General features: G+C 68.6%; 27 protein-coding genes. 17 read left to right on the top strand and 10 right to left on the bottom strand.

Annotated elements, in window-relative coordinates; translation table 11 throughout:
• The first annotated feature begins 47 nt into the window (after positions 1-47).
• Positions 48-1,253 carry an RNA-guided endonuclease InsQ/TnpB family protein gene (locus tag DI276_RS32010; RefSeq protein WP_112270318.1) on the top strand — a complete coding sequence of 402 codons (1,206 nt, stop codon included), beginning with the start codon at positions 48-50 and terminating at the stop codon, positions 1,251-1,253.
• 5 nt (positions 1,254-1,258) lie between these two features.
• On the opposite strand, the gene DI276_RS32005 is transcribed toward DI276_RS32010, so the two are convergent.
• The 3 genes from DI276_RS32005 to DI276_RS31995 are packed head-to-tail and all read right to left on the bottom strand — an operon-like array spanning position 1,259 to position 3,443.
• A complete protein-coding gene (locus tag DI276_RS32005) occupies positions 1,259-1,909 on the bottom strand; it encodes an ABC transporter ATP-binding protein (RefSeq protein WP_112270316.1) in 651 nt (216 codons plus the stop codon).
• Positions 1,906-2,949, bottom strand: coding sequence for a peptidoglycan-binding domain-containing protein (locus DI276_RS32000; RefSeq protein ID WP_112270314.1), 1,044 nt, complete (start codon positions 2,947-2,949; stop codon positions 1,906-1,908). The genes DI276_RS32005 and DI276_RS32000 overlap by 4 nt, the downstream gene beginning before the upstream one ends.
• Complete coding sequence (locus DI276_RS31995; RefSeq protein ID WP_112270312.1) at positions 2,946-3,443, bottom strand: hypothetical protein; 498 nt, start codon at positions 3,441-3,443, stop codon at positions 2,946-2,948. Before DI276_RS31995 ends, DI276_RS32000 begins: the two co-directional genes overlap by 4 nt.
• A gap of 89 nt (positions 3,444-3,532) precedes the next feature.
• Between DI276_RS31995 and DI276_RS31990 the strand changes: the two genes are divergently transcribed.
• The 11 genes from DI276_RS31990 to DI276_RS31940 all read left to right on the top strand — a co-directional run bounded on the left by DI276_RS31990 (position 3,533) and on the right by DI276_RS31940 (position 9,594).
• Positions 3,533-4,192 carry a response regulator transcription factor gene (locus DI276_RS31990; protein WP_112270310.1) on the top strand — a complete coding sequence of 220 codons (660 nt, stop codon included), beginning with the start codon at positions 3,533-3,535 and terminating at the stop codon, positions 4,190-4,192.
• Positions 4,189-5,334: a sensor histidine kinase gene (locus DI276_RS31985; RefSeq protein WP_112270308.1), complete on the top strand. Its 1,146-nt coding sequence runs from the start codon at positions 4,189-4,191 to the stop codon at positions 5,332-5,334. Before DI276_RS31990 ends, DI276_RS31985 begins: the two co-directional genes overlap by 4 nt.
• Before the next feature lie 101 nt (positions 5,335-5,435).
• Positions 5,436-6,413 carry a septation protein SepH gene (sepH, locus tag DI276_RS31980; protein ID WP_112270306.1) on the top strand — a complete coding sequence of 326 codons (978 nt, stop codon included), beginning with the start codon at positions 5,436-5,438 and terminating at the stop codon, positions 6,411-6,413.
• A gap of 40 nt (positions 6,414-6,453) precedes the next feature.
• Complete coding sequence (locus tag DI276_RS31975; RefSeq protein WP_157985073.1) at positions 6,454-6,762, top strand: hypothetical protein; 309 nt, start codon at positions 6,454-6,456, stop codon at positions 6,760-6,762.
• Between the two features lie 64 nt (positions 6,763-6,826).
• Positions 6,827-7,237, top strand: a complete 411-nt coding sequence (locus DI276_RS31970) for a hypothetical protein (RefSeq protein ID WP_157985072.1) — start codon at positions 6,827-6,829, stop codon at positions 7,235-7,237.
• Positions 7,234-7,626 (top strand): hypothetical protein, encoded by a 393-nt coding sequence (locus DI276_RS31965; RefSeq protein WP_157985071.1) that lies wholly within the window; start codon positions 7,234-7,236, stop codon positions 7,624-7,626. The genes DI276_RS31970 and DI276_RS31965 overlap by 4 nt, the downstream gene beginning before the upstream one ends.
• Positions 7,623-8,000, top strand: a complete 378-nt coding sequence (locus DI276_RS31960; protein WP_157985070.1) for a hypothetical protein — start codon at positions 7,623-7,625, stop codon at positions 7,998-8,000. Before DI276_RS31965 ends, DI276_RS31960 begins: the two co-directional genes overlap by 4 nt.
• Positions 7,997-8,329: a hypothetical protein gene (locus DI276_RS31955; RefSeq protein WP_112270297.1), complete on the top strand. Its 333-nt coding sequence runs from the start codon at positions 7,997-7,999 to the stop codon at positions 8,327-8,329. The genes DI276_RS31960 and DI276_RS31955 overlap by 4 nt, the downstream gene beginning before the upstream one ends.
• Positions 8,326-8,778: a hypothetical protein gene (locus tag DI276_RS50325; RefSeq protein WP_157985069.1), complete on the top strand. Its 453-nt coding sequence runs from the start codon at positions 8,326-8,328 to the stop codon at positions 8,776-8,778. Before DI276_RS31955 ends, DI276_RS50325 begins: the two co-directional genes overlap by 4 nt.
• 8 nt (positions 8,779-8,786) lie before the next feature.
• Positions 8,787-9,203 carry a hypothetical protein gene (locus DI276_RS31945; protein WP_157985068.1) on the top strand — a complete coding sequence of 139 codons (417 nt, stop codon included), beginning with the start codon at positions 8,787-8,789 and terminating at the stop codon, positions 9,201-9,203.
• Positions 9,169-9,594, top strand: coding sequence for a hypothetical protein (locus DI276_RS31940; protein ID WP_157985067.1), 426 nt, complete (start codon positions 9,169-9,171; stop codon positions 9,592-9,594). The genes DI276_RS31945 and DI276_RS31940 overlap by 35 nt, the downstream gene beginning before the upstream one ends.
• Here DI276_RS31940 and DI276_RS31935 read toward each other — a convergent pair.
• On the bottom strand, positions 9,578-9,805 hold the full coding sequence (locus DI276_RS31935; RefSeq protein WP_232837062.1) for a hypothetical protein: 228 nt from the start codon (positions 9,803-9,805) through the stop codon (positions 9,578-9,580). The two genes, DI276_RS31940 and DI276_RS31935, sit on opposite strands and share 17 nt — an antisense overlap.
• Positions 9,806-9,962: 157 nt before the next feature.
• Between DI276_RS31935 and DI276_RS31930 the strand changes: the two genes are divergently transcribed.
• From DI276_RS31930 to DI276_RS31920, 3 genes are all read left to right on the top strand, one after another.
• Positions 9,963-11,705 carry an ABC transporter ATP-binding protein gene (locus DI276_RS31930; protein ID WP_232837061.1) on the top strand — a complete coding sequence of 581 codons (1,743 nt, stop codon included), beginning with the start codon at positions 9,963-9,965 and terminating at the stop codon, positions 11,703-11,705.
• The gene (locus tag DI276_RS31925) at positions 11,702-13,540 is read left to right on the top strand and encodes an ABC transporter ATP-binding protein (RefSeq protein ID WP_112270289.1); all 1,839 of its coding nucleotides are present in this window, start codon (positions 11,702-11,704) and stop codon (positions 13,538-13,540) included. The genes DI276_RS31930 and DI276_RS31925 overlap by 4 nt, the downstream gene beginning before the upstream one ends.
• A 1,214-nt stretch (positions 13,541-14,754) precedes the next feature.
• The gene (locus DI276_RS31920) at positions 14,755-15,363 is read left to right on the top strand and encodes a DUF2537 domain-containing protein (protein WP_112270287.1); all 609 of its coding nucleotides are present in this window, start codon (positions 14,755-14,757) and stop codon (positions 15,361-15,363) included.
• A 6-nt stretch (positions 15,364-15,369) separates the two neighbouring features.
• On the opposite strand, the gene DI276_RS31915 is transcribed toward DI276_RS31920, so the two are convergent.
• Complete coding sequence (locus DI276_RS31915; protein WP_112270285.1) at positions 15,370-16,161, bottom strand: TrmH family RNA methyltransferase; 792 nt, start codon at positions 16,159-16,161, stop codon at positions 15,370-15,372.
• A 209-nt stretch (positions 16,162-16,370) separates the two neighbouring features.
• Here DI276_RS31915 and DI276_RS31910 point away from each other — a divergent pair, with 209 nt between their 5' ends.
• Entirely contained in the window at positions 16,371-17,867 is a 1,497-nt protein-coding gene (locus tag DI276_RS31910) for a glutamate--cysteine ligase (protein ID WP_112270277.1), read from the top strand.
• Positions 17,868-17,876: 9 nt separating this feature from the next.
• On the opposite strand, the gene DI276_RS31905 is transcribed toward DI276_RS31910, so the two are convergent.
• From DI276_RS31905 to DI276_RS31885, 5 genes are all read right to left on the bottom strand, one after another.
• Positions 17,877-18,758, bottom strand: a complete 882-nt coding sequence (locus DI276_RS31905; RefSeq protein ID WP_157985066.1) for a hypothetical protein — start codon at positions 18,756-18,758, stop codon at positions 17,877-17,879.
• A complete protein-coding gene (locus DI276_RS31900) occupies positions 18,755-19,894 on the bottom strand; it encodes a penicillin-binding transpeptidase domain-containing protein (RefSeq protein WP_112270273.1) in 1,140 nt (379 codons plus the stop codon). The genes DI276_RS31905 and DI276_RS31900 overlap by 4 nt, the downstream gene beginning before the upstream one ends.
• A 57-nt stretch (positions 19,895-19,951) precedes the next feature.
• Positions 19,952-20,329 (bottom strand): hypothetical protein, encoded by a 378-nt coding sequence (locus DI276_RS31895; protein ID WP_112270271.1) that lies wholly within the window; start codon positions 20,327-20,329, stop codon positions 19,952-19,954.
• Positions 20,330-20,511: 182 nt separating this feature from the next.
• Positions 20,512-20,922, bottom strand: coding sequence for a hypothetical protein (locus DI276_RS31890; protein ID WP_045312902.1), 411 nt, complete (start codon positions 20,920-20,922; stop codon positions 20,512-20,514).
• The gene (locus DI276_RS31885) at positions 20,919-22,571 is read right to left on the bottom strand and encodes an ABC-F family ATP-binding cassette domain-containing protein (RefSeq protein WP_112270269.1); all 1,653 of its coding nucleotides are present in this window, start codon (positions 22,569-22,571) and stop codon (positions 20,919-20,921) included. Before DI276_RS31885 ends, DI276_RS31890 begins: the two co-directional genes overlap by 4 nt.
• A gap of 90 nt (positions 22,572-22,661) precedes the next feature.
• Here DI276_RS31885 and DI276_RS31880 point away from each other — a divergent pair, with 90 nt between their 5' ends.
• Entirely contained in the window at positions 22,662-23,282 is a 621-nt protein-coding gene (locus tag DI276_RS31880) for a superoxide dismutase (protein ID WP_112270267.1), read from the top strand.
• Positions 23,283-23,398 lie beyond the last annotated feature (116 nt).

Raw genomic sequence — 23,398 nt, 5'->3', positions numbered from 1 at the left:
AGAGCCCGCATCCAACTGGTCATTTCGGTCCCAGTACGTTGTCTGTCGTGCGAACGGCGTACAAATGCCGGGCCTGTCCGACTCCCGAACAAGCTGCGGTGCTCAGCCGCACCTTCGGGTGTGTGCGACTGGTGTGGAACAAGACGCTGGACGAGCGGACTCGCCGATACCGCAGCGAAAACGCGTCCACCTCGTACCGGGACACGAGTGCCACCCTGACGAGGTGGCGGCGAGGAGAAGAACTCGCGTTTCTTTCGGAGGTGTCCTGCGTACCGTTGCAGCAAACGTTGCGCCACCAGCACACGCCATTCCAGAACTTCTTCTCCGGACGCGCCCGGCATCCGAGGTTCAAATCGCGGACGGGCCGCCAGACCGCGCACTACACGCGATCGGCGTTCCGGATGCGTGACGGATCGCTCACGCTGGCCAAGACCAGTACGCCACTTCGGTTCACGTGGTCCTTCGACGATGTCGACGTTCGCGAACTGGATCCGACCATGGTCATGGTCTCTCGCGAACCTGACGGTCGCTGGTACGCGAGCTTCGCCGTGGACATCGCAGGTAACCGTGCTCTGCCGGCGGCTCACGCGATCGAGGTGGATCTTGGGTTGAAGAACTTCCTGGTGACCAGCGACGGCGTACGCATTGCCAACCCGGGACATCTGGCCCGCAAAGCACGAAACTTGGCCCGGTACCAGCGCCGATTGGCCCGTTGCCAACGTGGCAGCAGCAACCGCCACAGAGCAAAGGCCAAGGTCGCCCGTGCTCATCGCAAGGTGCGCAACGCCCGGCAGGACTTCTTGCACCGCACGAGCACAGCGCTGGTGCGGTCGGCCGATGTTGTTGTGATCGAAGATCTCAACATCGCCGGCATGATCCGCAGGAGAAACCTCGCCCGCGCCATATCCGACGCTGGCTGGGGCGAGTTCCGACGGCAGCTGGAATACAAGTGCGAACGCACCGGCCGCGCGTTGGTCGTGATCGACCGCTGGTTCCCCTCCAGCAAGACCTGCTCGACCTGCGGTCACCTGCTCGCCGAACTGGAGCTCTCTGCCCGGCACTGGACATGTCCGGGCTGCCGCACCCGGCATGACCGGGACCTCAACGCGGCGAAGAACATCCTTGCGGCTGGTCAAGCCGTAGCCCGAGGCGACTCGGGCGATGCCTGCGGAGCTGATGTCAGACGGCAAGGGCTCTCCCTGCCGCAATCGGCCGTGAAACAGGAAGTTCGCACCGTGAGAATCGGTTCGTAGCGAAGTCAAACGATCACCCCGTCGCGCACCTCGACGCGTCGTGGCGCCCACGCCGCGACGTCCCGGTCGTGCGTGATGAGCACGACGGTGGTGCCGTCGGAGTTGAGGCGCCCCAGCAACTCCATCACCCCGGCACCGTTCTGCGTGTCCAGGTTCCCGGTCGGCTCGTCCGCGAGCAGGATCCCCGGCGTGTTCACCACGGCCCGCGCGATCGCGACCCGCTGGCGTTCACCACCGGACAGCTCGTGCGGCTTGTGCAGCGCGCGGTGCAGCAACCCGACTCTGTCCAAAGCGGACATCGCCAGCGCACGTCGCTTCGAACGCGGCACGCCTGCGTAGACAAGTCCGGCGGCCACGTTCTCGATCGCGGACAGCCCTTCGGTGAGGAAGAACTGCTGGAACACGAACCCGATCGTGCGTGCTCGCAGTGCCGACAAAGCGTTGTCGGACAACGACGACACGTCGTTGCCGTCGATCTCGACGCGGCCCGCGGTCGGCTTGTCGAGCGTGCCCATCAGATGCAGCAGCGTCGACTTCCCCGAGCCGGACGGTCCCACGATCGCGAGCATCTCGCCGCCCTCGACGGTCAGGGAGACGTCGCGCAACGCCTGCACACCGCCGGGATACGTGCGGCTCGCGTGGTCGACGGTGATCACTCGGTGGTCACCACCTTCATGCCCTCGCGCAGGCCGTCGCCCTGCACCTCGACCTGGCCCTTGGCGAAGATCCCGACCGTGACCGGGATGGTCTTGCCGTCCTCGGTGACCACGCCGTAGCCGCCCTCGGTCAACGCGAGCAGCGCGCCGATCGGGACCGCGAGCACGTTCTGCTTCTTGGCCACCGTGAAGAGGGCCGTGACGTTGGCGCTCTCCAGGCCTTCCGCGGCCTTGGGGTCGTCGACCGAGATCGTCAGGACGATCTTCGGCTTCTGGCCCTGGTTCGGGTCGCCCGCGGTGCGGGTGATGCCGGTGATAGTGCCGGTGGTGGGCTTGCCGCCGACGATCGACAGCTCGACCTTCTCGCCCTGTTTGGCCAGTCGCTGCTTGGCCGAGTCCAACTCCACCGTCACCGCCCGTTCGGTGCCGGTGACCTTCATCAGGTCGCCGCCGGCGGGCGAGCCGAGCTGGCCGGTCACCGCCGAGACGCGGATCGCGCCCGGCTGCACGACGACGTCACCCTGGCCGAGTTTTCCGTTCTGCTCCAGGCCGTTGGCCTTCTGCCACTTCTTCAGCGCGGAGGCCGTGTACGAGGTGAACTTCTCGTCGGGGGTGCCGAAGTCCTTGAACCCCAAGGCTGCGAGGTTCTCCTCGACCACTTTGACGTCGGGGCCGTTCGACATGCCCGCTTCCAGATCGCGGTAGAGCGGCATCGTGCCGTAGAACAGCGGCACAGGCTTGGCGTCTGCCCAGAACACCGGTTTGCCCTGCTCGATGACGGCGCCCTGGTTCGGCAGGCCGGTGATGGTGCCGCTTTTCCGCGACGCCAGGCCTCGTTCCGCGCCGAAGCCGAGCTGGCCGTTGACCGACTGCTGGTCCGCGAGGTTCGTCTTCTTGACCGACGCGGTCTTGGACGGGTCGTTCTGCAACGGCGCGGCGTTGGCCTGGTTCGACGCGACTCTCGTGAGCACCACGACCGAACCGGTGCCGAGCACCACCGCGGCGACGAGGGCGGCGACGAGGATCTTCCTGCGCTTCATCCGACCGGCCTCGCCGGGAGCATGCCTTCACCGAAGCCGCAGTCCTTCATGTCCTGCTTGATCTTGTCGTCGTCCATGTTCGGCAGCTCGATCGACTCGGTCGTGCCGCCGCCCTCGAACTTCGGGTCTGGCCAGTTGTGACCCTTGTCCCGCATGCACTTCGCCTGCTGGCGGAACTTGTCCTGCTCCTCCGGTGACGGCGGCTTGAACTCGCCGCCGTTGGGCAGGTGCTGCTTGCAGGCCTCGTGGGCGGTCTTCATCTTCTCCTCGTCGACCTGACCGCTGCCGTCGGCGGGCGCGGCCTGGATCACGATGCCGCCGCCGTCCTCGCTCTCCTTCGGGTCCGGCATCTCGATGCCGTTGTCCCGCATGCACTGGGCGAACTTGACCATGTCGCCCTTGTCGTCCTTCTTGGCCCCGTTCGGCTGCTCTTTCGACCCGCAGGCGGTGAGCGCCATGAGCAGGGCCAGCAGCACTGCGATGGTGGATTTCACGACGACAGGTCTACGGAGGACGTCATTCGGAGGCGTTAAGCGAAAGCCTTTATCCGGTGCTTATCCGCCGCTCGCGGAAAATAGGTGTCATGCGCGTGCTGGTGGTCGAGGACGAACAGCTGCTCGCGGACACGATCGCCGAGGGACTGCGCAGGTACTCGATGGCGGTCGACGTCTGCTACGACGGCGAGGCGGCGTTGGAACGCGTCGGGGTGCACGCGTACGACGTCGTGGTGCTGGACCGCGACCTGCCCCTCGTGCACGGTGACGAGGTGTGCAAGGCGGTGCACGCGACCGGTGGCGAGGCACGGGTGCTGATGCTGACGGCGGCGGCCGAGGTGGACGACCGGGTGGCCGGGCTGGGGCTCGGCGCCGACGACTACCTGACCAAGCCGTTCGCGTTCGCCGAGCTGGTGGCGCGCGTGCAGGCGCTGGGCCGCCGCGCTCGTCCGGCCTTGCCGCCGGTGCTCGAACGCGCCGGGGTCACGCTGGACCTGCCGCGGCACCAGGCGATGCGGGACGGCAGGTTCCTGCCGCTCTCCCCCAAGGAGTTCGCCGTGCTGGAAGTGCTGATGCGGGCGGAAGGCAACGTCGTGAGCGCGGAGGAGCTGTTGGAGAAGGCCTGGGACGAGCACGCCGACCCGTTCACCAACGCCGTGCGGGTGGCGGTGATGACGCTGCGCCGCAAGCTGGGTGCGCCGCAGGTCATCGAGACCGTGCCCGGCGCCGGCTACCGGTTCGGCTCGTGAAGCTGCGGACCAGGCTGACGGCCTGGTACGCCGGGGTGTTCCTGATCGCGGGCATCGCGCTGATCGGGCTCAACTACTGGCTGCTGGCGGACTGGGAACCGCTGACCGGCGGGATGGCGGTCTCGCGGGCGATACCGGCAGAGGAGCTCGGCACGTACGCGAACTCCACGGCGGTCGAGGCTGCACGGCTGCCGGGGGACACCATGGTGTTCACCGCCGACCAGGTCAAAGCGGACACGATGAACACGGTCCTCTGGCAGTCGATCATCGCGTTGCTGGTTGCCGCCGTCCTCGCTGTCTGGCTCGGCTGGGTGGTGGCCGGGCGGGTGCTGGCGCCGTTGCACTCGATCACCACGACCGCGAACCGGCTGGAGGCGGAACAGCTGGATCGGCGGATCGAGCTGGAGGGGCCGCCGGACGAGCTGAAGGAGCTCGCGGACACGTTCGACGGGATGCTCGACCGGCTCGCGTCGTCGTTCGACAGCCAGAAGCGGTTCGTCGCGAACGCCTCGCACGAGCTGCGCACGCCACTGGCAGTGCAACGCACGTTGATCGAGGTGGCGCTGGCCGACCCCGGCGCGTCGGACGAGATGCGCCGTCTCGGAGCGCATCTGCTCGACACGAACGAGCGCAGCGAGAAGCTCATCGACGGGTTGTTGTTGCTCGCACGCAGTGACCGCGGTCTGGCCACGCGGGAGCTCGTCTGGCTGGACGAGATCATCGACGACGAGGTCGAGTCGTGCGCGACGCTGGCGGCGTCGAAGGAGGTCACCTTCGACGTGTCGGCACGGCCGTACCTGGTCGAGGGTGATCCGGTGTTGCTCGCGCAGCTCGTCGGCAACCTGCTCCGCAACGCCGTGCTCTACAACAAACCTGGCGGAACCGTGTCGGTCCGCCTTGATCGAGAACTGGTGGTGACGAACACCGGGCCCACCGTGCCGGCGGAGGCCGTGCCGGGGCTCTTCGAACCGTTCCGGCGGCTGCGCGACCGCACCGGGACCGCCGGATCCGGCCTGGGTCTGTCGATCGTGCAGTCCGTCGCGAGGGCCCATCAGGGCTCGGCGAAAGCTCGTCCGAACGGGGGAGGCGGCCTGGTGGTCCAGGTGAATCTTCCGGAAACCGGCGTGCGACAGCCCTCGTGAACTGGCAAGATCACGTTGAGATATCGGCGAGTCTCCCACCCATGGACGGCTCGTTGTCCTAACGTTGTCTGCTGGCGAGGTGCAAATTCAGGGAGGCCACGATGCGAGCGCTGCGAGTCATCGGGCTCGACGAGGACGGCAAGTCCGTCATCCTCGAGGACCCCGAAAACCGCGGCGAGCGCTTCACGCTCCCCGCCGACGAGCGCCTCAGGGCGGCACTGCGCGGTGACCTGGCCCGCCTCGGCCAGATGCAGATCGAGTCCGGCGAGGCCCTCATGCGGCCACGCGAGATCCAGGCCCGGATCCGCGCCGGCGAGTCGATCGAGCAGGTCGCCGCTGCCGCGGGCATGCCGACGCACCGCATCGAGCGCTTCGCCTACCCGGTCCTGCTGGAGCGTTCGCGCACGGCCGACCTGGCCCAGCGCGCGCACCCGGTTCGTGAGGACGGCCCGGACGTGCAGACGCTCGGTGAGGTCGTCGCGCACTCGTTCGGGCTGCGCGGGCACGACCTCTCCGACACCTCGTGGGACGCGTGGCGCGGTGACGACGGTCGCTGGATCGTGCAGCTGTTCTGGAAGACCGGGCGCTCGGAGAACCGCGCGCACTGGCACTTCCACCCCGGTGCGCAGGGCGGCACGGTGACGGCGCTGGACGACGCCGCGGTCGACCTGATGGACCCGAACCCGAACCGGACGTTGCGGACGGTGCGGCCGGTGACCCAGCTGGCGCGGCAGGCACTGGAGGCGACTCCGGTCGTGGCTCCTCCCGTGGCGGAAGAGCCCGCACCGGTGCCGGTACAGGCGCCGGCACCCGCACCCGTGCCTGCTCCGACCCCGGCTCCGGTCGTGGCGGAGAAGCCGCGACAGGTGCAGCAGCCGGTTCAGGAGAAGCAGCCTGAGCCGGAGCCCGCGCCTGTCCCAGCCCAGCAAGACCCCGCTGCTGCTCCTCCGGCCAAGAAGGAAGAGCCTGCTGCGGAGAAGCCGGTGCGCAAGGACCCTCCTCCCAAGCGGGGGAAGAAGAACCACCCCATCGTCCCTTCGTGGGAGGACGTTTTACTGGGCGTGCGGTCGAACCGCTGATTGACGCGCAGTGGGACGCCGTGTCGCGCTGGCTGCCGGAGTGGGTGCACTCCTCGGGCTGGCCTGGTGGGGAGTGTTCGAGCTCATCGCCTCGGGCGCGGTCTGCTCGTTCGAGGACTGGGGCTGCCTCGGCGCCGCCGTGAAGACCATGCCGGTCTTCACGGCGGTTGCCGCTTTTCTGGGGTGGTTCGCGCTGAGGTCGCTGGGTGTGTCGCGGGCGGGCTGGGTGGCCGTGCCCGCGACCCTCATGTCGGTCGTCGCGATGATCTTCTTCGCGCTCGGCCTGCCCTATCTCGCCTTTCTCGTGTTCGCGGCCCTCTACTCGTTGATCGCCGTGCTCACGCGGTGAAGGTGATGTGGAGGGTTCGTGCAGATCGCCCTGCGCGTTCCCGTGATCGGGTAGCTCTTGGCGCATGTTGTTGCGCAGTGTTGTGGGGGCATGCGCTGGCGCCCTGGCCGGTGTCGGCTTCGCGCTGACCGTCGACTGGCACCGGGAGTACTGCTGGCTCGAGGTCGGCGTCACCGGCTGCGGTGACTCGAGCCCCCTGCTCCTCCCGCCGTTCTTCGCGTTCTGGATGCTCGTCGCCGGTCTGCTGATCTACCTGGGGTTCCGGTTGGTGCGGGCGGAACGCGGCTGGCTGGCGACCGGCATCGGCAGCGGGCTGTGGGTCTTGCTCATCATCGGTGTCGTCTGGTTCAAGGCCCTGTTCCTGGACATGTACCAGGAGGACGGGCACCTCTTCGTGTTGCAGGCCGCGGTGGTCGTGTCCTGTGTGGCGTACCTGGCAGCCGCGTTGTTCGTCGGACGGGCACGCACGTGGTGATCCGGACGATCACGGGCGCGTTCGTCGGGGCGATGGGTGGCTACGCGACTTTCCTGGCGGCCTTCCTGCTGGCCTTCAGCTTCTGCGGCTGGGACGAGACGTGCACCGACGACGCCCGCAGGACTGCGGACGTGCTGGGCTACGCGGGGTTCTTCGGTGGCCTGACCGTGACGGCCCTGGTGTACGCCGGACTGCTGAAGCTGCAACGCCAGCCTCGGCCGTGGTCGGTGGTCGTGCCGGGGACGGTGCTGTCGGCCGTCCCGCTGATGATCCCCGACCTCCGTGAGCTGGACGGTGCGATCTTCCTGCCCGGCGCCGCTCTCGCAGTGGCCGGCTTGATCACCGCCTTCGGGCCGTGGCGGGAGATCCTGCACAGGCGGCCGCAATGAGGCGGGTGCTGCTCGGACTGCTGGCGGGCGCGATCGCCGGGATCGGGCTGCGGCTGACCTGGCGCCCGTTCATGCCTGCCAGGTGCGCGTACTCCGAAAACCTGGACTGCACGTTCACCATGATCCCGACGCTGCCGTGGTTCCTGCTCGGCTGGATGGCCGTGGCGGGCGTGGTCCTGCACCGGACGCAGCGGGAGTCGCCCGACGTCCGGGACACGATCAAGATCGGCAGCGCGCTCTGGGCACTGCTGACCGTGCTGGCATGGCTGGCCGAAGTGCTGCCGACGGTCGAGATCGTGCTCCCGGTGGTGGCTTACGCGGTCGCGGGTTCGGTCACCGGGCGAGTCCGCCCTGATGAACGGAGCGAGACGTGACGTACGAGGCGCTACCGGGATGCCGCGGGCCGAAGGGCGATCCGTGCAGCGGCGAGCACGACATCGACATCAGCTTCATGACGCCGCTGCACGCGATCGGCTGGGCGATCGTCGCGTGCCTGCTCGTGTACCTGGTGCTGAAGCTGTGGAAACGGTCGGACGACGCCCTGCCGGTGATCGGGCTCGGCTGCGGGTTCTGGGTGTTGCTGTGGCTCGCGATCGGATGGCTCGGGATGAGCGGTGGCGGTCTCGGGATCGTCCTCGTGCCGATCATGGCCTTCGGGCTGGCCTGGGTGATGGTCGTGGGCCGGTCGGAGGGGGAGAGATGAACCGGGCGTTCGACGTGGTCTCGCGCACCGCGATGGGCGCCGTGGCGGGCGCGATCGCCGGAGCGGGAGTGCAGCTGACCTGGCGGTCGTGGATCATGCCGTCGGAGTGCTTCGAGACGAGCCGTTGGTTGTGCGCCGTCTGGCTGGACGGCGACCTGCTCCTGTACTCGCTCAGCTGGGCGGTCATGGCGGGGATGCTCCTGTCCGGCGTGCTCGGCCTGCTGAAACGCACCCGCGCCTGGGCGGCTTGCTGGCTCGGGGGCGCCGGGTGGCTGGTCCTGTGGGTCGTGACCGGACTGCTCGGCGTGGTCCCCGACGAGGACAGCTTGGCGATCGTGCTGGTCGTGGTGAACGCACTGGCGGGCGCCTTTTCCGTGCCCCGGCCCGCGCTTCCCGACGACGAGTCGCGTAGTACTGCTCATGGCGGAGCCGCACCCGACTCGACATGATCGAGGGCATGAGGGCGGCAACGGCGGCGTTGGTGGGGGCGTTGTGCGGTGCGGGGTGGTTCGGGTCGCTCGAACCATCCATGCAGTTCCTGTGCCGCGACAGCGGGCTGGAGTGCGTGATCGGGCTGTTCCTGCTGGTGATCCCAGCGCTGGTGATCATCTGGGGCGCGGTCGGATGGGGGCTGCTGCGGCTCGCGCGGATCTCCCCCGCCTGGCCGACGGCCCTGGTGGGGACGGCGGGCGCGGTGGTGTTGCTGTTCGTCAGCACGTTCGTGCTCAGGTTCCTGCAGGTGCGGCTGCCGGAGGACGGCGGGGTCTTCGTGGTCGCGTTCGCGGCGGCCGGCGGGTACGCCTTGGCCGCTGCGGTGACCGCTGGTTACCGTGGTCGGCGTGACCGAACAGAGCACAGCGGGCAGGACGGGTAGGACAGGGCGTCGGCTGCTGTTCCGGGTCGTCCTGTCGATGGCCGTCGGGGCAGGACTCGTGCTCGGGTGGACCTGGGCGTACGAGTCGGGCTTTTTGAAGTCGTGGCTCGACAGCACGTCGATGTCGACGTTCCTGCTGCTCGTGCTGGTCGGGCTGCCGCTCGCGCTGGTGTCGTCGCTGGTGCTGGCCGGGCCGATCCTGTGGATCTTCGGGGTGCGGCCGGTGTGGCCGATCATCCTGCTCGGGCCGGTCGTGTTGGGGCTCGGCCTCTACTTCAAGGTGCACGAACCCGTCCTCGGGTGGTTCGCGAACCGGCACCACGCCGAGGCGCTGCTCGCGGCCGTCGCCTACGGGCTGGTGGCGTTGTTCACGTTCAAGAGGTCGTCTTAGGCACCGCGTCCAGCAGGTGCAGGTCCCAGCCCTCGCGTTCGCACCAGTCCTCGGCCTCTTCGCGGGAGACGTACATCGCGTGCCGCGGCCGCGGTCCGGCCAGGTGGTCCCAGCCGTCGGGGGCCAGCACGTAGTTCGCTCCATCGAGTGAGGCGATGAGCCGTCCGTGTGGAAACGCCATCGTCTGCTCGGTTCGCAGAAACCGCGTCATGGTGGTCATCGTGCCCTTGACCTCGACCTAAGTCGAGACAGCAGGCTCCGGTGGGGAGAAAAACCGGATGCTGACTGTCGGTCGTCCTTCGTACTTTGGAGACGACCTGGAGGGGGCTCACCGCGTGAGCGATCAACGTAACTCGACAATCCGGACCTTGCGGAGGTTGTGGCCGTACGTGCGGCCGCACCGCGCACGGATGGCTGTCGTGCTGTCGGCGACCATGCTCGCGATGCTGTGCGGTCTTGGCATCCCGCTGCTCACGCAGCGCATCGTCGACGGTCCGATCCAGAACAAGCAGACCGCGTTGCTGCCGTGGCTGATCGTCGGCGTGCTGGCGCTCGGCATCGGTGAGGCGATGCTCTTCTACATCCGCCGCAAGATAGTCGCTCGTCCGGCGGCCCAGGTCGAGGCGCGCATGCGGTTCGACCTCTACCAGCGGCTGCAGCGACTGCCCGTGGCGTTCCACGACAGGTGGCAGTCCGGTCAGCTGCTCTCGCGCGGCACCAACGACCTCACGACCGTGCGGCGGTTCGTCGCGTTCGGCGCCGTGTTCCTGGTGATCAACAGCTTGATCGTGGTGATCGGGATGGGGATCATCGCGACGCTCTCACCGGTGCTGCTGCTCGTCTCGCTGTGCGGCGCGCTGCCGTTGATCGTGATCTCGTACCTGTTCGAGGCGAAGTTCAAGGTCGTCGCGCGCAAGGCCCAGGACCAGGCGGGCGACCTGACCACGACGGTCGAGGAGTCGGTGCTCGGCATCCGGGTGCTCAAGGCGTTCGGGCGCGGGCCGGAGCTGACCAAGCGGTTCCTGGTGCAGGCGCGGAAGTTGCGGGCGACCGAGCTGAACAAGATCTCGATCCTGGCCGCGCTGTGGTCAGTGCTGATCGTGCTGCCTGAGCTCTCGATCGCGGGCATGCTCGGCGTCGGCGCGATCGGCATCGTCAACGGCACGATGACGGTCGGCACGCTGGTCGCGGCCGTCGCGGTGAGCGCGTACCTGCGGTGGCCGATCGACTCCATCGGCTGGTTGCTGGCGGAGACGAACATGACCGCCGCGGCGCTGGAACGCTACTGGGAGGTCATCGACTCCCCCGTGACGATCACCAGCCCCGTCTCGCCCGCGCCGCTGCCCAAACCGCTGCGCGGGCACGTTCGTTTCGAGGGCGTGCGGTTCGCGTTCGAGGACGGCCGCGAGGTGTTGTCGGGCATCGACCTCGACCTGCGTCCCGGCGAGACCGTGGCGCTGGTCGGCGCGACCGGCTCGGGCAAGACGACACTCACTGCTTTGGTGCCGCGGCTGGCCGACGTGACCGGTGGCCGGATCACGATCGACGGCGTCGACGTGCGGGACCTCTCGCTGGAGGACCTGCGGACGGTGGTCGGCACGGCGTTCGAGGAACCCGTGCTGTTCTCCGCGTCGGTGACGGAGAACGTGGGTCTGGGCGTGCCGGACGTCTCCGAGGCGTCGGTGCGCGAGGCGTTGCGGGTGGCCAAGGCCGAGGAGTTCGTGGACGCGCTGCCGTGGGGTCTCGCGACCCGCATCGGCGAGCAGGGCCTGTCGCTGTCCGGTGGTCAGCGGCAACGCCTGGCGCTGGCCCGCGCGGTCGTCGGCAGGCCGGCGGTGCTGGTGCTGGACGACCCGTTGTCAGCACTGGACGTCCACACCGAGGCCGAGGTGGAAGCCGCGCTGCGCAGGGTGTTGCGCGGCGTGACAGCGCTGGTGGTGGCGCACCGGTCGTCGACCGTGCAGCTCGCCGACCGCGTCGCGATGCTGGCCGACGGCAAGATCACCGCGATCGGCTCGCACCGGAAGTTGTTGGAGATCAACGAGGATTACCGACGTCTGCTGTCCAGTTTGGACGCCGACGAGATCGTCGAAGAGGAGGTGGCGTCGTGAGTGACCAGGTTGTTGTTCAGCAGGAAGAGGAATGGCGCGGCGTCGCCGCCGAGGAGATCGGCGAGATCTCGCACTCGACCGGCCTGCGCCTGCAGGCACGATCGCGCAGGCTGCTGGGTTCGTTGCTGCGTCCGCACCTCGGCCGCGCGTCGCTCGCGGTCGGTGCGGTGGTCGGCGGCAATCTCGCGAACCTCGCGCTGCCGCTGCTGATCGCCGCCGCGATCGACCGCGGCATCCCGGCGGCGATGCGCGGCGACCTGTCGGTGCTGATGTGGTGCGTGGCGGGCTACGCGGCCTGCGCGGGCGTGACGACGTTCCTGCGCTGGGCGTTCCTGCGCGTCTCCGGCCGGGTGGGTCAGGACCTGCTCCTGGACCTGCGCGGCCGGATCTTCCGCCACTCGCAGCGACTGTCCGTCGGCTTCCACGAGTCCTACACGTCCGGCAAGGTCATCTCCCGGCTGACCAGCGACGTCGACGCGTTGCAGGACCTGATCGAAGAGGGCCTGGACAGCCTGTTCAACGCTCTGCTGTCGGTGGCGGGCATCGCGATCATCCTGCTCTGGCTGGACGCACCCCTGGCGTCCGTGGTCGTCGCGGGCTTCGTGCCGCTCTTCTTCATCTGGCGCTGGTTCCGCCGCCGCTCGATGGAGGCGTACCGAGGCACGCGCGGCGCCATCGCCAAGATCATCGTCCAGTTCGTGGAGTCCATGAACGGCATCCGCGCGGTGCAGGCGTTCCGCCGCCAGCCCCGCAACGAGACCATCATGACCGGCTTCAACGGCCAGTTCCGCGACGCGAACGTCGACGCCCTGGGCGTCATGGCCACGTTCGTCGCCACGATCCGCATGATCGGCAACGTGTCCCTGGCGATCGTGCTGGCCTGGGGCGCCTACCGAGTGGCGGGCGGCTCCCTGGAACTGGGCGTGCTGACGGCGTTCACCGTGTACCTGCGGCGCTTCTACGACCCGTTCGACGAGCTGGCGATGTTCGCGAACTCCTACTCCTCGGCCACGGCCGCCCTGGAGAAGATCTCAGGCGTCCTGGAGGAACAGCCGTCAGTCCCAGAGCCGTCGTCTCCGGTGGCTCTGCCGCACGCACGAGGCGCGGTCCGGTTCGCGGGAGTGGAGTTCCAGTACCCCGGCACGTCCCGCCAGGTGCTACCCCGCTTCTCGCTGGACGTGCCGGCGGGCCAAACCGTGGCCCTCGTAGGAGCAACCGGCGCCGGCAAAACCACGCTGGCCAAGCTGGTGTCCCGCTTCTACGACCCGTCCGCCGGCTCAGTGCTGCTCGACGGCGTAGACCTGCGTTCGGTGGCGGACACCGACCTGCGCCGCGCCGTGGTGATGGTGACCCAGGAGAACTTCCTGTTCTCCGGCTCGGTGGCGGACAACATCGCCCTGGGCAAACCGTCGGCCACCCGCTCCGAAATCGAAGCGGCCGCAGCCGAGGTGGGCGCACACGAGTTCATCGCCGCCCTCCCCGACGGCTACGACACGGACGTCCGCAAACGAGGCGGCAGGTTGTCGGCGGGCCAACGCCAGATGGTCGCGTTCGCGCGAGCCTTCCTGGCCGACCCGGCGGTCCTGGTCCTGGACGAGGCAACGTCGTCCCTGGACGTCCCGACCGAACGCGCCGTGCAAGCCGCCCTGGAAACAGTGCTGGCCGACCGAACGGCGTTCATCATCGCCCACCGCCTGTCCACGGTCCTGATCGCAGACCGCGTTCTGGTCCTGGATGGTGGCATTGTGGTGGAAGACGGCTCCCCGGAGGAGCTGATCGGTGAGCGGGGCCGTTTCGCGGCCCTGCACACGGCCTGGCGCGACTCGCTCGCCTAGGCCGGCAGGTCGCGTTCGCGCCAATGGGGATCTGGCGCGAACGCGACCTCACGAACCTCACACCGCACCGAGGGCGGCTGGGCCGACGGCCTGGCCGCCCTTCGCCGCGTCCGCGGTAGAACGGCGAGGGTGACCGGCGCTCGGGGTGGGGAGTGGGGTCGATGGCGAGCTCGTGGCGTACCGGCGAGGCGCGGCCAGCCCGCACGACGAGCCCATGGCGTGCTGGCGAGGCGCGGGCCGTATGCATGGTGTGCCCTGGCGGACCGGCCAGGCGCGGCCAGCCCGCATGACGAGCCATGGTGTGGTCATGGCGTACCAGCGAGGCGCGGCCAGCCCGCGCGGTGAGCCATGGCTACCGGCGAGGCGCGGCCAGCCCGTATGACGAGCCACGGCGCACCGGCAAGGTCGCGAGCCGATCTTGGCGCGGCGACCCGCAATCAGCTCAGACGTTGGCGCGGCGACCAATAGCCAGCTCAGACGTTCGCGCGGTGACCAGTAGCCAGCTCAATTGTTCGCGGTACCCGTTGACGCCTTTCCGGGAGCGAGCCACGAGGATTCCATCTATATCTCGCGAAGCCGAAGGCAAGCGGCGATGGCGAAGCCGAGCCGATGCTCCTATGGCAACGCGGGCCGAAGGCACCTCGTGTGGCGATGCGAAGCGAGCCGGACAGGGCTATCCGAACGCGGACCAGCGGTAATGACCGCAGGACAAACAACCCAACGCAGGCACGCACGCCTGCGATTGGGGCTTGACTTTGGGATCGAGGTGCTACCGTTTCGCGGATCGGACGGCTGCGAAGCATCCGTCCTTTTCCGCCCGACGCAGCGCCTCGAAAGGGCCCCGAAGTCAAGCCCCAATCGCGATCGTCGCGAAGCGGCGATGACGCAACCAAAGCCCGTCCGGCTGCCCACGCGCCCACGCTGGAACGCGACCAAACCGCAGAAGGCGACCAGCTCCGCTGGAACCGGCGCCAGCCACCCCGCGCGGTACCAACCCGAAACCGGCCAACGCAAGCCGTCCCCGCACCGCAACCGGCGCGCACGCCACGCAGGCCCGCACTCCACCAAAGCACCCACGCCGAAACCCAGCCCCCACCAGGCAACCACCCCACCAACTGCCGCCTCCCCACACCCCCAGCCACTCAACGGGCCCCCACCCCACCCGAGTCCGATAGGTTCTCCGCCGAGGCCCAGCAAGACCGAGGAGGGGGCAAGTGGAGTTGCGAGTCCGGGACGGCCGCGCCGTGCTCGCCGGGAACGACGAGTCCGGTGAGCGCGAGGTCGACCCGCACAGCTTGCCCCTCGGCGCCGACCTGGCCGAGGCGCTGCACGAGTGGGCGAAGGTGGCCGACGCGGTCGTGCGCACCGAGACGCCCGCGGACGGCGTGGCCAGTGCGTTGGTCGCCCGCAGAGGCAAGCAGCTCGCCGGCCGGATCGCGGCCGCCATGAACGCCCCGGTGCAGTACACCGACCCGGTCAGCGGGGAGCTGGTCAGCGTCGAAGCACCGAAAGAGCATGACGAAACACCCAAAACACCCAAAACGACCCCCGAACCGGAGCCGCCGGAGCCGACCCCGTGGGGAACCGGACTGACGGTCAGCTTCATCACCGCCTCGATCGTCACGTTCACCGTGGTCTCGCTCTCGCTGGGCCTCGGCGAAACCAGCAGCTGGCTGGCGCTCGTCGCGAACGTGCTGGTGGTCGGCGGCCTGGCCCCGAGCGTGTGGCTGGGACGCAAGGTGCCGGTGTGGCGCTGGGTCGCATACGGCGTGGTCACGGGCGTGCTCGTCGCCTGGCTCGCCCTCATCCTCACCCTGCTCTAAACGCAACTAGAGCAGCGCGTAGAACGCCACCGCCCCCGCGGTGGCCACGTTCAACGAGTCCACCCCGGACGACATGGGAATCCGCACGGCCACGTCGGCGGCGGCAATGGCCTCCTCGGTCAGCCCAGGCCCCTCGGACCCCAGCAGCACCGCCACGCGACGCCCGCGCAAACCCGCATCTGCAAGATGCAGGGCAGAGGCGCGCGGGGTCAGAGCGGCAACTGTGAACCCCTTGTGCCGCAACATGTTCAGCGCCGCAGGCCACTCATCCGTGGTAGCGAACGGCACGCGCAGCACGTGGCCCATCGAGACCCGCACACTGCGTCGATACAGCGGGTCGCTGCAGCCGGGGCCCAGCACGACGCCGTCGACGCCCAGGGCCGCGGCGTTGCGGAAGATCGAGCCCAGGTTCTCGTGGTCGCCCACGCCCTCCAGCACTGCCAGGCGACGGGCGTCCGCCATCAACGACTCGAGCGACACCGCAGGGGCGCGGTCGGCGGCGGCCAGTACACCCCGGTTCAAGTGGAACCCGACGACCGACGCCATAACCTCAGCTGACGTCACGTAAGCGGGAACGTCCAGGTCAGAAAGGTCAAGCGCCTCGATCCGGCGCCGCACCCCGAGCAGCCCGCGCACCGGGTACGGCGAAGCCAGCAGACGTTCCACCACCACTACGCCCTCGGCGATGACGAGACCACGTCCACCCGGCCGGTCTGGCCTGCGGTCGGCCGTCGAGAGGTCACGGAAGTCGTCCAGGCGGGGGTCACCCGGGTCGTTGATCTCGATCACCTTTGCCACGCCGGAAGTTTCGCATCCGGCCCGATGTGGAACAGGCGAGGTAGTCCGGAGGGCGGAACGGCGCACGCCCGACCAGCGGATGATCGCTGGTTGTTACCTCCACGTGACAGAGAGCACCGATTTGGGCGATGTAAAGGAGGTTTCCGCTGTGTCACGTTTGGCGTTCCGCCTGGCCCGCGCCCACCGGCGCCGAGCGAAGGGGTAGCGGCATGGGAAGCGAAGTGTCCAGCCGCACGTTCACCAGAGATGATCGCCAGCGCTATCGCGAGAAGATGCAGCGAAGTCTCGACGCACTGGCCACGATGCTGGCCGAAGACACGTTTTCCTTTCCCCGTCGGCAGATGGGGCTCGAGATCGAGCTGAACCTCGTCGACGACGCGATGCGGCCGGCGATGGCGAACTCGGAGGTGCTCGAGAAGATCGACGATCCCTCCTACACGCTCGAGCTGGGACAGCAGAACCTGGAGATCAACGTCCCGCCGCGCGAGCTCGCCGGGGGTGAGATGCTTGGCCTGGAAGAGGAACTGCGCTGCTCGCTCGACAGCGCGGACTCGAAGGCCCACGACGTCGGCGCCAACCTCGCCATGATCGGTGTGCTGCCCACGTTGCGGGAGCGGCACTTCGACCGGAAGTGGCTCTCCGAGAGCCCGCGGTACGCGCTCCTCAACGACACCATCTTCGCGGCCCGCGGCGAGGAAATGGTGCTGCACATGGAAGGTCCGGCGATGCCGGGCAAGACGCCGGAGAAGCTCCTCACCTACGCGGATTCGATTCTCCCCGAGGCCGCCTGCACTTCGGTGCAGCTGCACCTGCAGGTCGAGCCGACGTACTTCGCCGCGCACTGGAACGCCGCCCAGTGCCTGGCCGGCGTGCAGGTCGCGATCGCCGCGAACTCGGCTTTCCTGCTGGGCAAAGCGCTCTGGCACGAGACCCGCATCCCGCTGTTCGAGCAGGCCACCGACACCCGTCCGGACGAGCTGAAGAACCAGGGCGTCCGTCCGCGCGTGTGGTTCGGTGAACGGTGGATCACGTCGATCTTCGACCTGTTCGAGGAGAACGTGCGCTACTTCCCCAGTCTGCTGCCGGAAACCGACGACGAGGACCCGATCGAGACCCTCGAAGCCGGTGGCGCGCCTCGTCTTTCCGAGCTGCGCCTGCACAACGGCACGATCTGGCGGTGGAACCGCCCGGTTTACGACGTCGTCGACGGTGTGCCGCACCTGCGCGTGGAGAACCGCGTGCTGCCCGCGGGACCCACGGTGCTCGACACGATGGCCAACGCCGCCTTCTTCTACGGCACCCAGCGCGCCCTCACCGGCCAGGAACGTCCACTGTGGACGCAGATGTCGTTCCAGGCGGCCGAGGAGAACCTCTACACCGGCGCCAGGCACGGCATGAACGCCCAGCTGTACTGGCCGGGCATCGGCTGGATCCCGCCGGACGAGCTGGTGCTGCGCCGCCTGCTGCCGATGGCGCACGAGGGCCTGCGCGACTGCGGTGTCTCCGACGAGGCCCGCGAGCGCTACCTCGGCGTGATCGAGCAGCGCTGCCTCGCCCGGCGCACCGGGTCGTCGTGGCAGAGGGAAACCGTTGCGCTGCTTGAGGAACGCGGCATGTCGCGAGACGCCGCCCTCTCCGGCATGCTCAAGCGGTACATGGAGCTGATGCACGCGGGCGAACCGGTGCACACCTGGCACGTCGGGTGAGCCGGCGGATCAACCAGCGAGCTCGGCCAGGAACTCCTGCCAGATCACCCTGGGAAGGTCGGCGTCATTAGCGCCGGCCTTCTCCAGGTACACCGAGACGGCGAGCTGCGGCGTGTAACCCACCATCCACGGCGAAACGCCGGACACGCACGCGACGCCGTTGCAGACGGGCTTCTCCTTCAACGCGGCGGTGATCCGGTCCGCGACGTGCGGGCCCACAACGGGCCTCGCAGCGTCGGCCGCCCGGTACCGCGACGAACCGTCCGCGGCCGTGACCCACGTGATGAGATGCGGCTTGCGCTCCACACCTCCCCCGGCAACGGTGGCGTAAGCCGCGGTCACGTCGAGCGGCGTCACCGGAGCCTTCCCCCTGTCCTGCACCAGAGCGAGCGGCTCGAACAGTCCGGGAGCCGGCTCCTTCGACACCCCACCCGCCAGGTCGTGGTTCCAGCTGAAGCCGGGAAAGTACACCCGCACACCGCCCGAGACGGGATCGATCGCCGTGACTGCCGCGTCGACCTTGTCGTCCTGCCGGTCGTCCGGATTCATCGGGTCGTACGCCCTCTTCGGTGCGACCAGCCGGCCGAGGACCGCGGCCGCTACCGACTGAGCCCGCGCGTCGATCGTCGTGCGAACCACCCCACCGGTGGCCACCAGTGAGTCCAACGGCAGCGACGCCGCTGCCAGGTCCTCGAGCACGCGCTTCACGACCAGGCCGCGAGGCCGTCCGTCAGTGGTGCTCCACAGCCTGGAGCCGTCGGCGTACTGCAGCACGACTTCCTTCGGCACCACGGGTTGCGGAGGCGGCGGCCCAGGCCGTTGCCACACCACGTATCCAATGACTCCCGCAACGAGCACCAGCGCACCCAGCACCGGCAGCGAACGTCTCACCACCGCTTCATCTTCTCCTCAAGCGCGGTCCACAGGTCCTTCGGCAGCGCGGCACCCACGACGGCCCTGCCCTCCCGGTCGACCGCCGGCGTGCTCGCCTGGTCGCTGCCGACGAACGCCGCCACCGAGATCTGCGGGTTGTAGGCGACCATCCAGGCGTGCGAGACCTGCTCCTGCCCGTCCGGCCGCCACTCGCCGTGCCGGCACGTGCTGCTCGACGACCACGAGCGGTCGCCGCACACGGGGTCGTTCTCCAGCGCAGCCGTGATCTGGTTCGCGATGTCCTTGCTGCGCAACGGATCCACGTCGAACGCGGGCTTGGCCGCGCGGATCGCCCGGTACAGCGTCTCGCCGTTGACGTTGGTGATGTGCGTGACGAAGTGCGCGTCGTGGCGCGTGCCTTCCGCGGCGAACGTCGCGTAGCTCGCGGCCAGGTCGAGCGGCCGCATCCTGGCCTCGCTCCCGCCCACCGCCACTCCCGCCTCACCGACCAGGAGCACGGCCTTCTTGCCGTCGATGTCCACCGCCTCCGGCACTCCGGCCTGGCGCGCAGCAGTGATGACCGGCTTGATCCCGACGTCCTTCACCAGGTCCGACATCACGGCGTTGTCCGACTTCAACAAGGCCTCGCGCACGTCGAGCGTCTTGCCCGCCTGCAGCACCGCGACGACGTTGAACGGGAAGAACGCCGGTCCCGGCTCCTTCAACACGCCACCTGCGTAGTCCACGGCCGGGTCGTCACCCGGCGCGTAAGCCCTGATGGAGCCGTTGTTCGGATCAACAGCGGTGAGCGAGTACCGCAACGACGCCGGTTGCCCGGCCGCCACGGCCCGGATCGCCTCCGCCGCAGCGGACTGCACCTTCGGGTCGATCGTCGTGACGACAATGGCGCCACCGCTCTCGCGGAGCTGGTCCAGCGTCATCCTCGCCTTCGCGAAGAGCTCTGCCGCCACCTGCCTGACCAGCGGTGTCTCCGGTTGGCCCACGCGCCAGAGCTGCGTGCCGTCGGTGTACTGCAGCACGACGTCCCCAGACGGCGGCACTGCGGCCTTGGTGTCGGGCCGTTGCAACACCACCACCGCGATGACGGCGGCCACCAGAACCAGCGCGCCCAGAACGGGCAGCAAACGCTTCATCGATCCCCCAGAGTGAAACCCCTGAGCACTGAATGTAGCGGCGCCGTCTAGACGTGTTCAGCGAACTTCTGCCAGATGGTCTGGGACAGGCCGTCGTCCTCCACCGGTTGCGACGCCTTCACGTCGTCGACCAGAACGGTGATCGCCATGCGGCCGGTGTATCGCCTTGCTCTGCGCGCGGTCGGGGTGGAAAGCGGACGAGGCGTTCTCGGTCGCCTGGTACAGCACCTTGCCGTCCTCGCCGGACACCCTGGTGACGAAGTGCGTCTTGTGCCGCACCCCACCCGCCGCGAACGTCGCATACACCGTCGTCAGGTCGAGCGGACGCATCACGGCCTGGTCCCCGCCCAGCGCGACTGCCGGGACCGGGAGGCCACCGCCCTCACCCACGAGCAGCTTCTTCGGCTTGTCGTCGATCACGACCAGGTCCGGCACCCCCGCCTGATCCGTCCGCGTACTGCAGCGCGAAGTCCTACAGCGCAGGGCGTGCCGGAGGCGCTGCCGACGGCCGTTGCCACACCACCACCGCGACAACGGCACCGACAAGCGCGAGCGCACCCAGAACGGGCAGCAGACGTTTCACAGAACTCCCCCAGAGCACCAAGCTGGGGGTCAATCTAGCGGCGGCGGCCCGACTTCAGGGGCGCGACGTCCGCACCGTCGTGGGAAGTTCGGCACTCGTCCGGCGTCACGGCCTCGACCGCCAGCGTCAGCTCGCCCTTCACGCCCGTGTAGATCGACTCACCGCGCGAGGCCAGCGACGCGTGCACGCGGTTCGAGTCGGTGAAGTCGCGCTCGTCCTTCACGCGCTTCTTCCCGGTCTCCTCCGGCCGCGTGGCACTGCGGAGGTTGACCTCCAGCCACGCCGCCACCTCGGCCGGCGAGGTCAGCACCTCTTCCGGCGTGCGCTCGAGCCGGACCTGGCGAGGGGAAGCGTGGTCGAGCGATGTGTGCTCCACATAGGCGTGCCAGTGGGTGTTGCGCATCGACCAGGTCTGTTCGACCGGCCAGTCCTCCTCGGTGGTCATGCCCCATATCTTCCACCCTTGACACGAGGAAACGTGAGGAGGTCGCGCACGTTGATCTCGTGATCCACCCGCACGGCCGATGCGAGCCGCCGATCGTGCGTGACCAGCAGCAACGTTCCTCCGTACGTCTCCAGGGCTTGTTCCAGCTGTTCGATAGCCGGCAAATCCAAATGGTTCGTCGGTTCGTCCAGCACCAAACAAGTCGTGCCGCGCGCTTGCAGCAAGGCCAACCCCGCGCGCGTCCGTTCACCCGGTGAGAGCTCCCGCGCCGGCCGCAGCACGCTGTCCGCGCCGAGCCGGAACTTCGCGAGCAACGTGCGCACCTCGACGTCCGGCAGCCCGGTCGCGTCGGCCACGATCCGCAACGCCGGCAGGTCGCTGGCGAACTCGGCCCGCAGCTGGTCGACCTCACCGACCACCACGCCAGGCCCGATCGAGCGATCGCCCTCGACGAGCGGGATGCGGCCGAGCAGCGCACCTAGCAACGTCGACTTGCCCGAGCCGTTGGGCCCGGTGATCCGCCACCGCTCGCCCGCGCCGATCGTGAGGTCGATCGGCCCGAGCGTCACGTCGCCGCGGCTGACCACGGCCTGCCGCAACGTGAACGCGACCGAACTGCCCCGCCCGGCCGACGGCAGCGTCAGCCGCAACTGCCACGCCTCGCGCGGTTCCTCGACCTCCTCCAGCCGCGCCAGCTGACGGTCCACAACGGACGCTTTGGCCATCAGGTTCTCCGCGCCCTGCTTGCGGCCGGCCCGGACGTTCTTGTCCGGCTCGTCGTTACGCGCCTTGGCACTGCCGGCCCGTCGCACACCCTGCCGCGACCACTCCTTGACCTGCCGGCTGCGCTGCACCAACGCGTCGCGCTTGCCCGCGTACGTCTCGTACTCCTCCTGCGCGCGGCGTTCCGCGTTCGCCTTCTCCTCCACGTACGCGTCCCAGCCGCCGCCGAACACGGTGAGCCGGTGCGAGAACTCGTCGAGCTCGGCGATCGCGGTGGTGGTGCGCGCCAGGAACTCCCGGTCGTGGCTCACCAGCACGATCGCGCCCGGATACCCCAGGACGTGGTTCTCCAGGAGGTCGAGCCCGGTGGCGTCGAGATCGTTCGTCGGCTCGTCGAGCAGCAGCACGTCCGCACGGGTCAGCAGCACCGCAGCGAGCCTGAGCCGCGCCTGCTGCCCGCCGGACAGCTCGTCGGACGCCCGCCCGTCGAGCAGATCGGCTTGCAGGCCAAGGCGTTCGCACACCGCGTCCGCGCGTTCGCCGAAGTCGCCGGCACCGATGGCGGTCCAGTGGTCGAGCGCGTCCGGGTAGTCCTCGCCGCCGCCCTCGCCGAGCGCTTCGGCGGCTCGTTGCAACCAGTCCTCGGCCGCGGCGACGCCGGTGCGGCGCGCGAGGTGCTCGCGCAGCGACTCTCCAGTCACGTGGAGGGTCTCCTGCGTCAGGTGCGCGACGGTCCCGGTGCTCGAGACAGCGCCGGTTTCCGGCTGCAGCTCACCGGAGAGCAACCGGAGCAACGTGGACTTGCCGACGCCGTTGGGGGCGATCAGGCCGACGCGGTCACCAGGCGAAACATCGAGATCAACCTCCGAGATCACGGTCCTCGGACCGAACGACAGCGAAATGTTCCTGGCTGTCAGCACGGACACGCTTCGACGGTACGTGCCGCGGCAACTGGTTTACTCGACCTTGTTGCTAGTAAGTTGCAAGTACCAAGAGTTTGCAAATGGGGAGACGTCATGGCCCAGTACGTGCTGCCGGATCTCGACTACGACTACGGCGACCTCGAGCCGGCGATCATCGGCGAGATCAACGAGCTGCATCACGGCAAGCACCACGCGGCATACGTGAAGGGCGCGAACGACACGCTCGAGCAGATCGAGGAAGCCCGCGAGCGTGCGAACTTCGGGGGCATCGTCGGCCTGGAGACGACGCTGGCGTTCCACCTGGCCGGTCACGCGCTGCACCAGGTGTGGTGGAAGAACCTCAGCCCGAACGGCGGCGACAAACCGGTCGGCGAGCTCGCGGCGGCCATCGACGAGCACTTCGGTTCGTTCGACAAGTTCCGCGGTCAGCTCAACGCCGCCGCGTCGTCCATCCAGGGCTCCGGCTGGGGCATCCTCGCGTGGGAGCCGATCGGCCAGAAGCTGGTCACGTTGCAGCTCAAGGATCACCACTCGAACCTGTCGATCGCGACCACGCCGCTGCTCGCGTTCGACATCTGGGAGCACGCGTACTACCTGCAGTACCGCAACCTGAAGGCCGATTACATCTCGGCGCTGTGGAACGTCGTCAACTGGGAGGACGTCGCCGCGCGCTTCGAGGCGGCCAGGGCCGGCCAGAACGGTCTGCAGCTCTGACTTCGGCGGTGGGTGCTCCGACAAAGCTGCCCGCCCGCTGAACACGACGAGGCCCCCGCTCTGCCCAGAGCGGGGGCCTCGTCCGTTCCCGAACTGACTGCCGCTCCCACCACGAA

This window comes from Lentzea terrae (assembly GCF_003265345.1).
Lineage (GTDB): Bacteria > Actinomycetota > Actinomycetes > Mycobacteriales > Pseudonocardiaceae > Lentzea > Lentzea terrae.
This window is presented reverse-complemented; position numbering and strand designations above follow the sequence as displayed.

Bases quoted from the DNA above. Each gene is read 5' to 3' on its own strand.
- DI276_RS31910 (WP_112270277.1), top strand. From the start codon at position 16,371: ATGGGAAGCGAAGTGTCCAGCCGCACGTTCACCAGAGATGATCGCCAG.
- DI276_RS32000 (WP_112270314.1), bottom strand. From the start codon at position 2,949: ATGAAGCGCAGGAAGATCCTCGTCGCCGCCCTCGTCGCCGCGGTGGTG.
- DI276_RS31945 (WP_157985068.1), top strand. From the start codon at position 8,787: ATGAGGGCGGCAACGGCGGCGTTGGTGGGGGCGTTGTGCGGTGCGGGG.
- DI276_RS50325 (WP_157985069.1), top strand. From the start codon at position 8,326: ATGAACCGGGCGTTCGACGTGGTCTCGCGCACCGCGATGGGCGCCGTG.
- DI276_RS31960 (WP_157985070.1), top strand. From the start codon at position 7,623: ATGAGGCGGGTGCTGCTCGGACTGCTGGCGGGCGCGATCGCCGGGATC.
- DI276_RS31935 (WP_232837062.1), bottom strand. From the start codon at position 9,805: ATGACGCGGTTTCTGCGAACCGAGCAGACGATGGCGTTTCCACACGGA.
- DI276_RS31900 (WP_112270273.1), bottom strand. From the start codon at position 19,894: ATGAAGCGTTTGCTGCCCGTTCTGGGCGCGCTGGTTCTGGTGGCCGCC.
- DI276_RS31970 (WP_157985072.1), top strand. From the start codon at position 6,827: ATGTTGTTGCGCAGTGTTGTGGGGGCATGCGCTGGCGCCCTGGCCGGT.
- sepH (WP_112270306.1), top strand. From the start codon at position 5,436: ATGCGAGCGCTGCGAGTCATCGGGCTCGACGAGGACGGCAAGTCCGTC.
- DI276_RS31890 (WP_045312902.1), bottom strand. From the start codon at position 20,922: ATGACCACCGAGGAGGACTGGCCGGTCGAACAGACCTGGTCGATGCGC.
- DI276_RS31880 (WP_112270267.1), top strand. From the start codon at position 22,662: ATGGCCCAGTACGTGCTGCCGGATCTCGACTACGACTACGGCGACCTC.
- DI276_RS31990 (WP_112270310.1), top strand. From the start codon at position 3,533: ATGCGCGTGCTGGTGGTCGAGGACGAACAGCTGCTCGCGGACACGATC.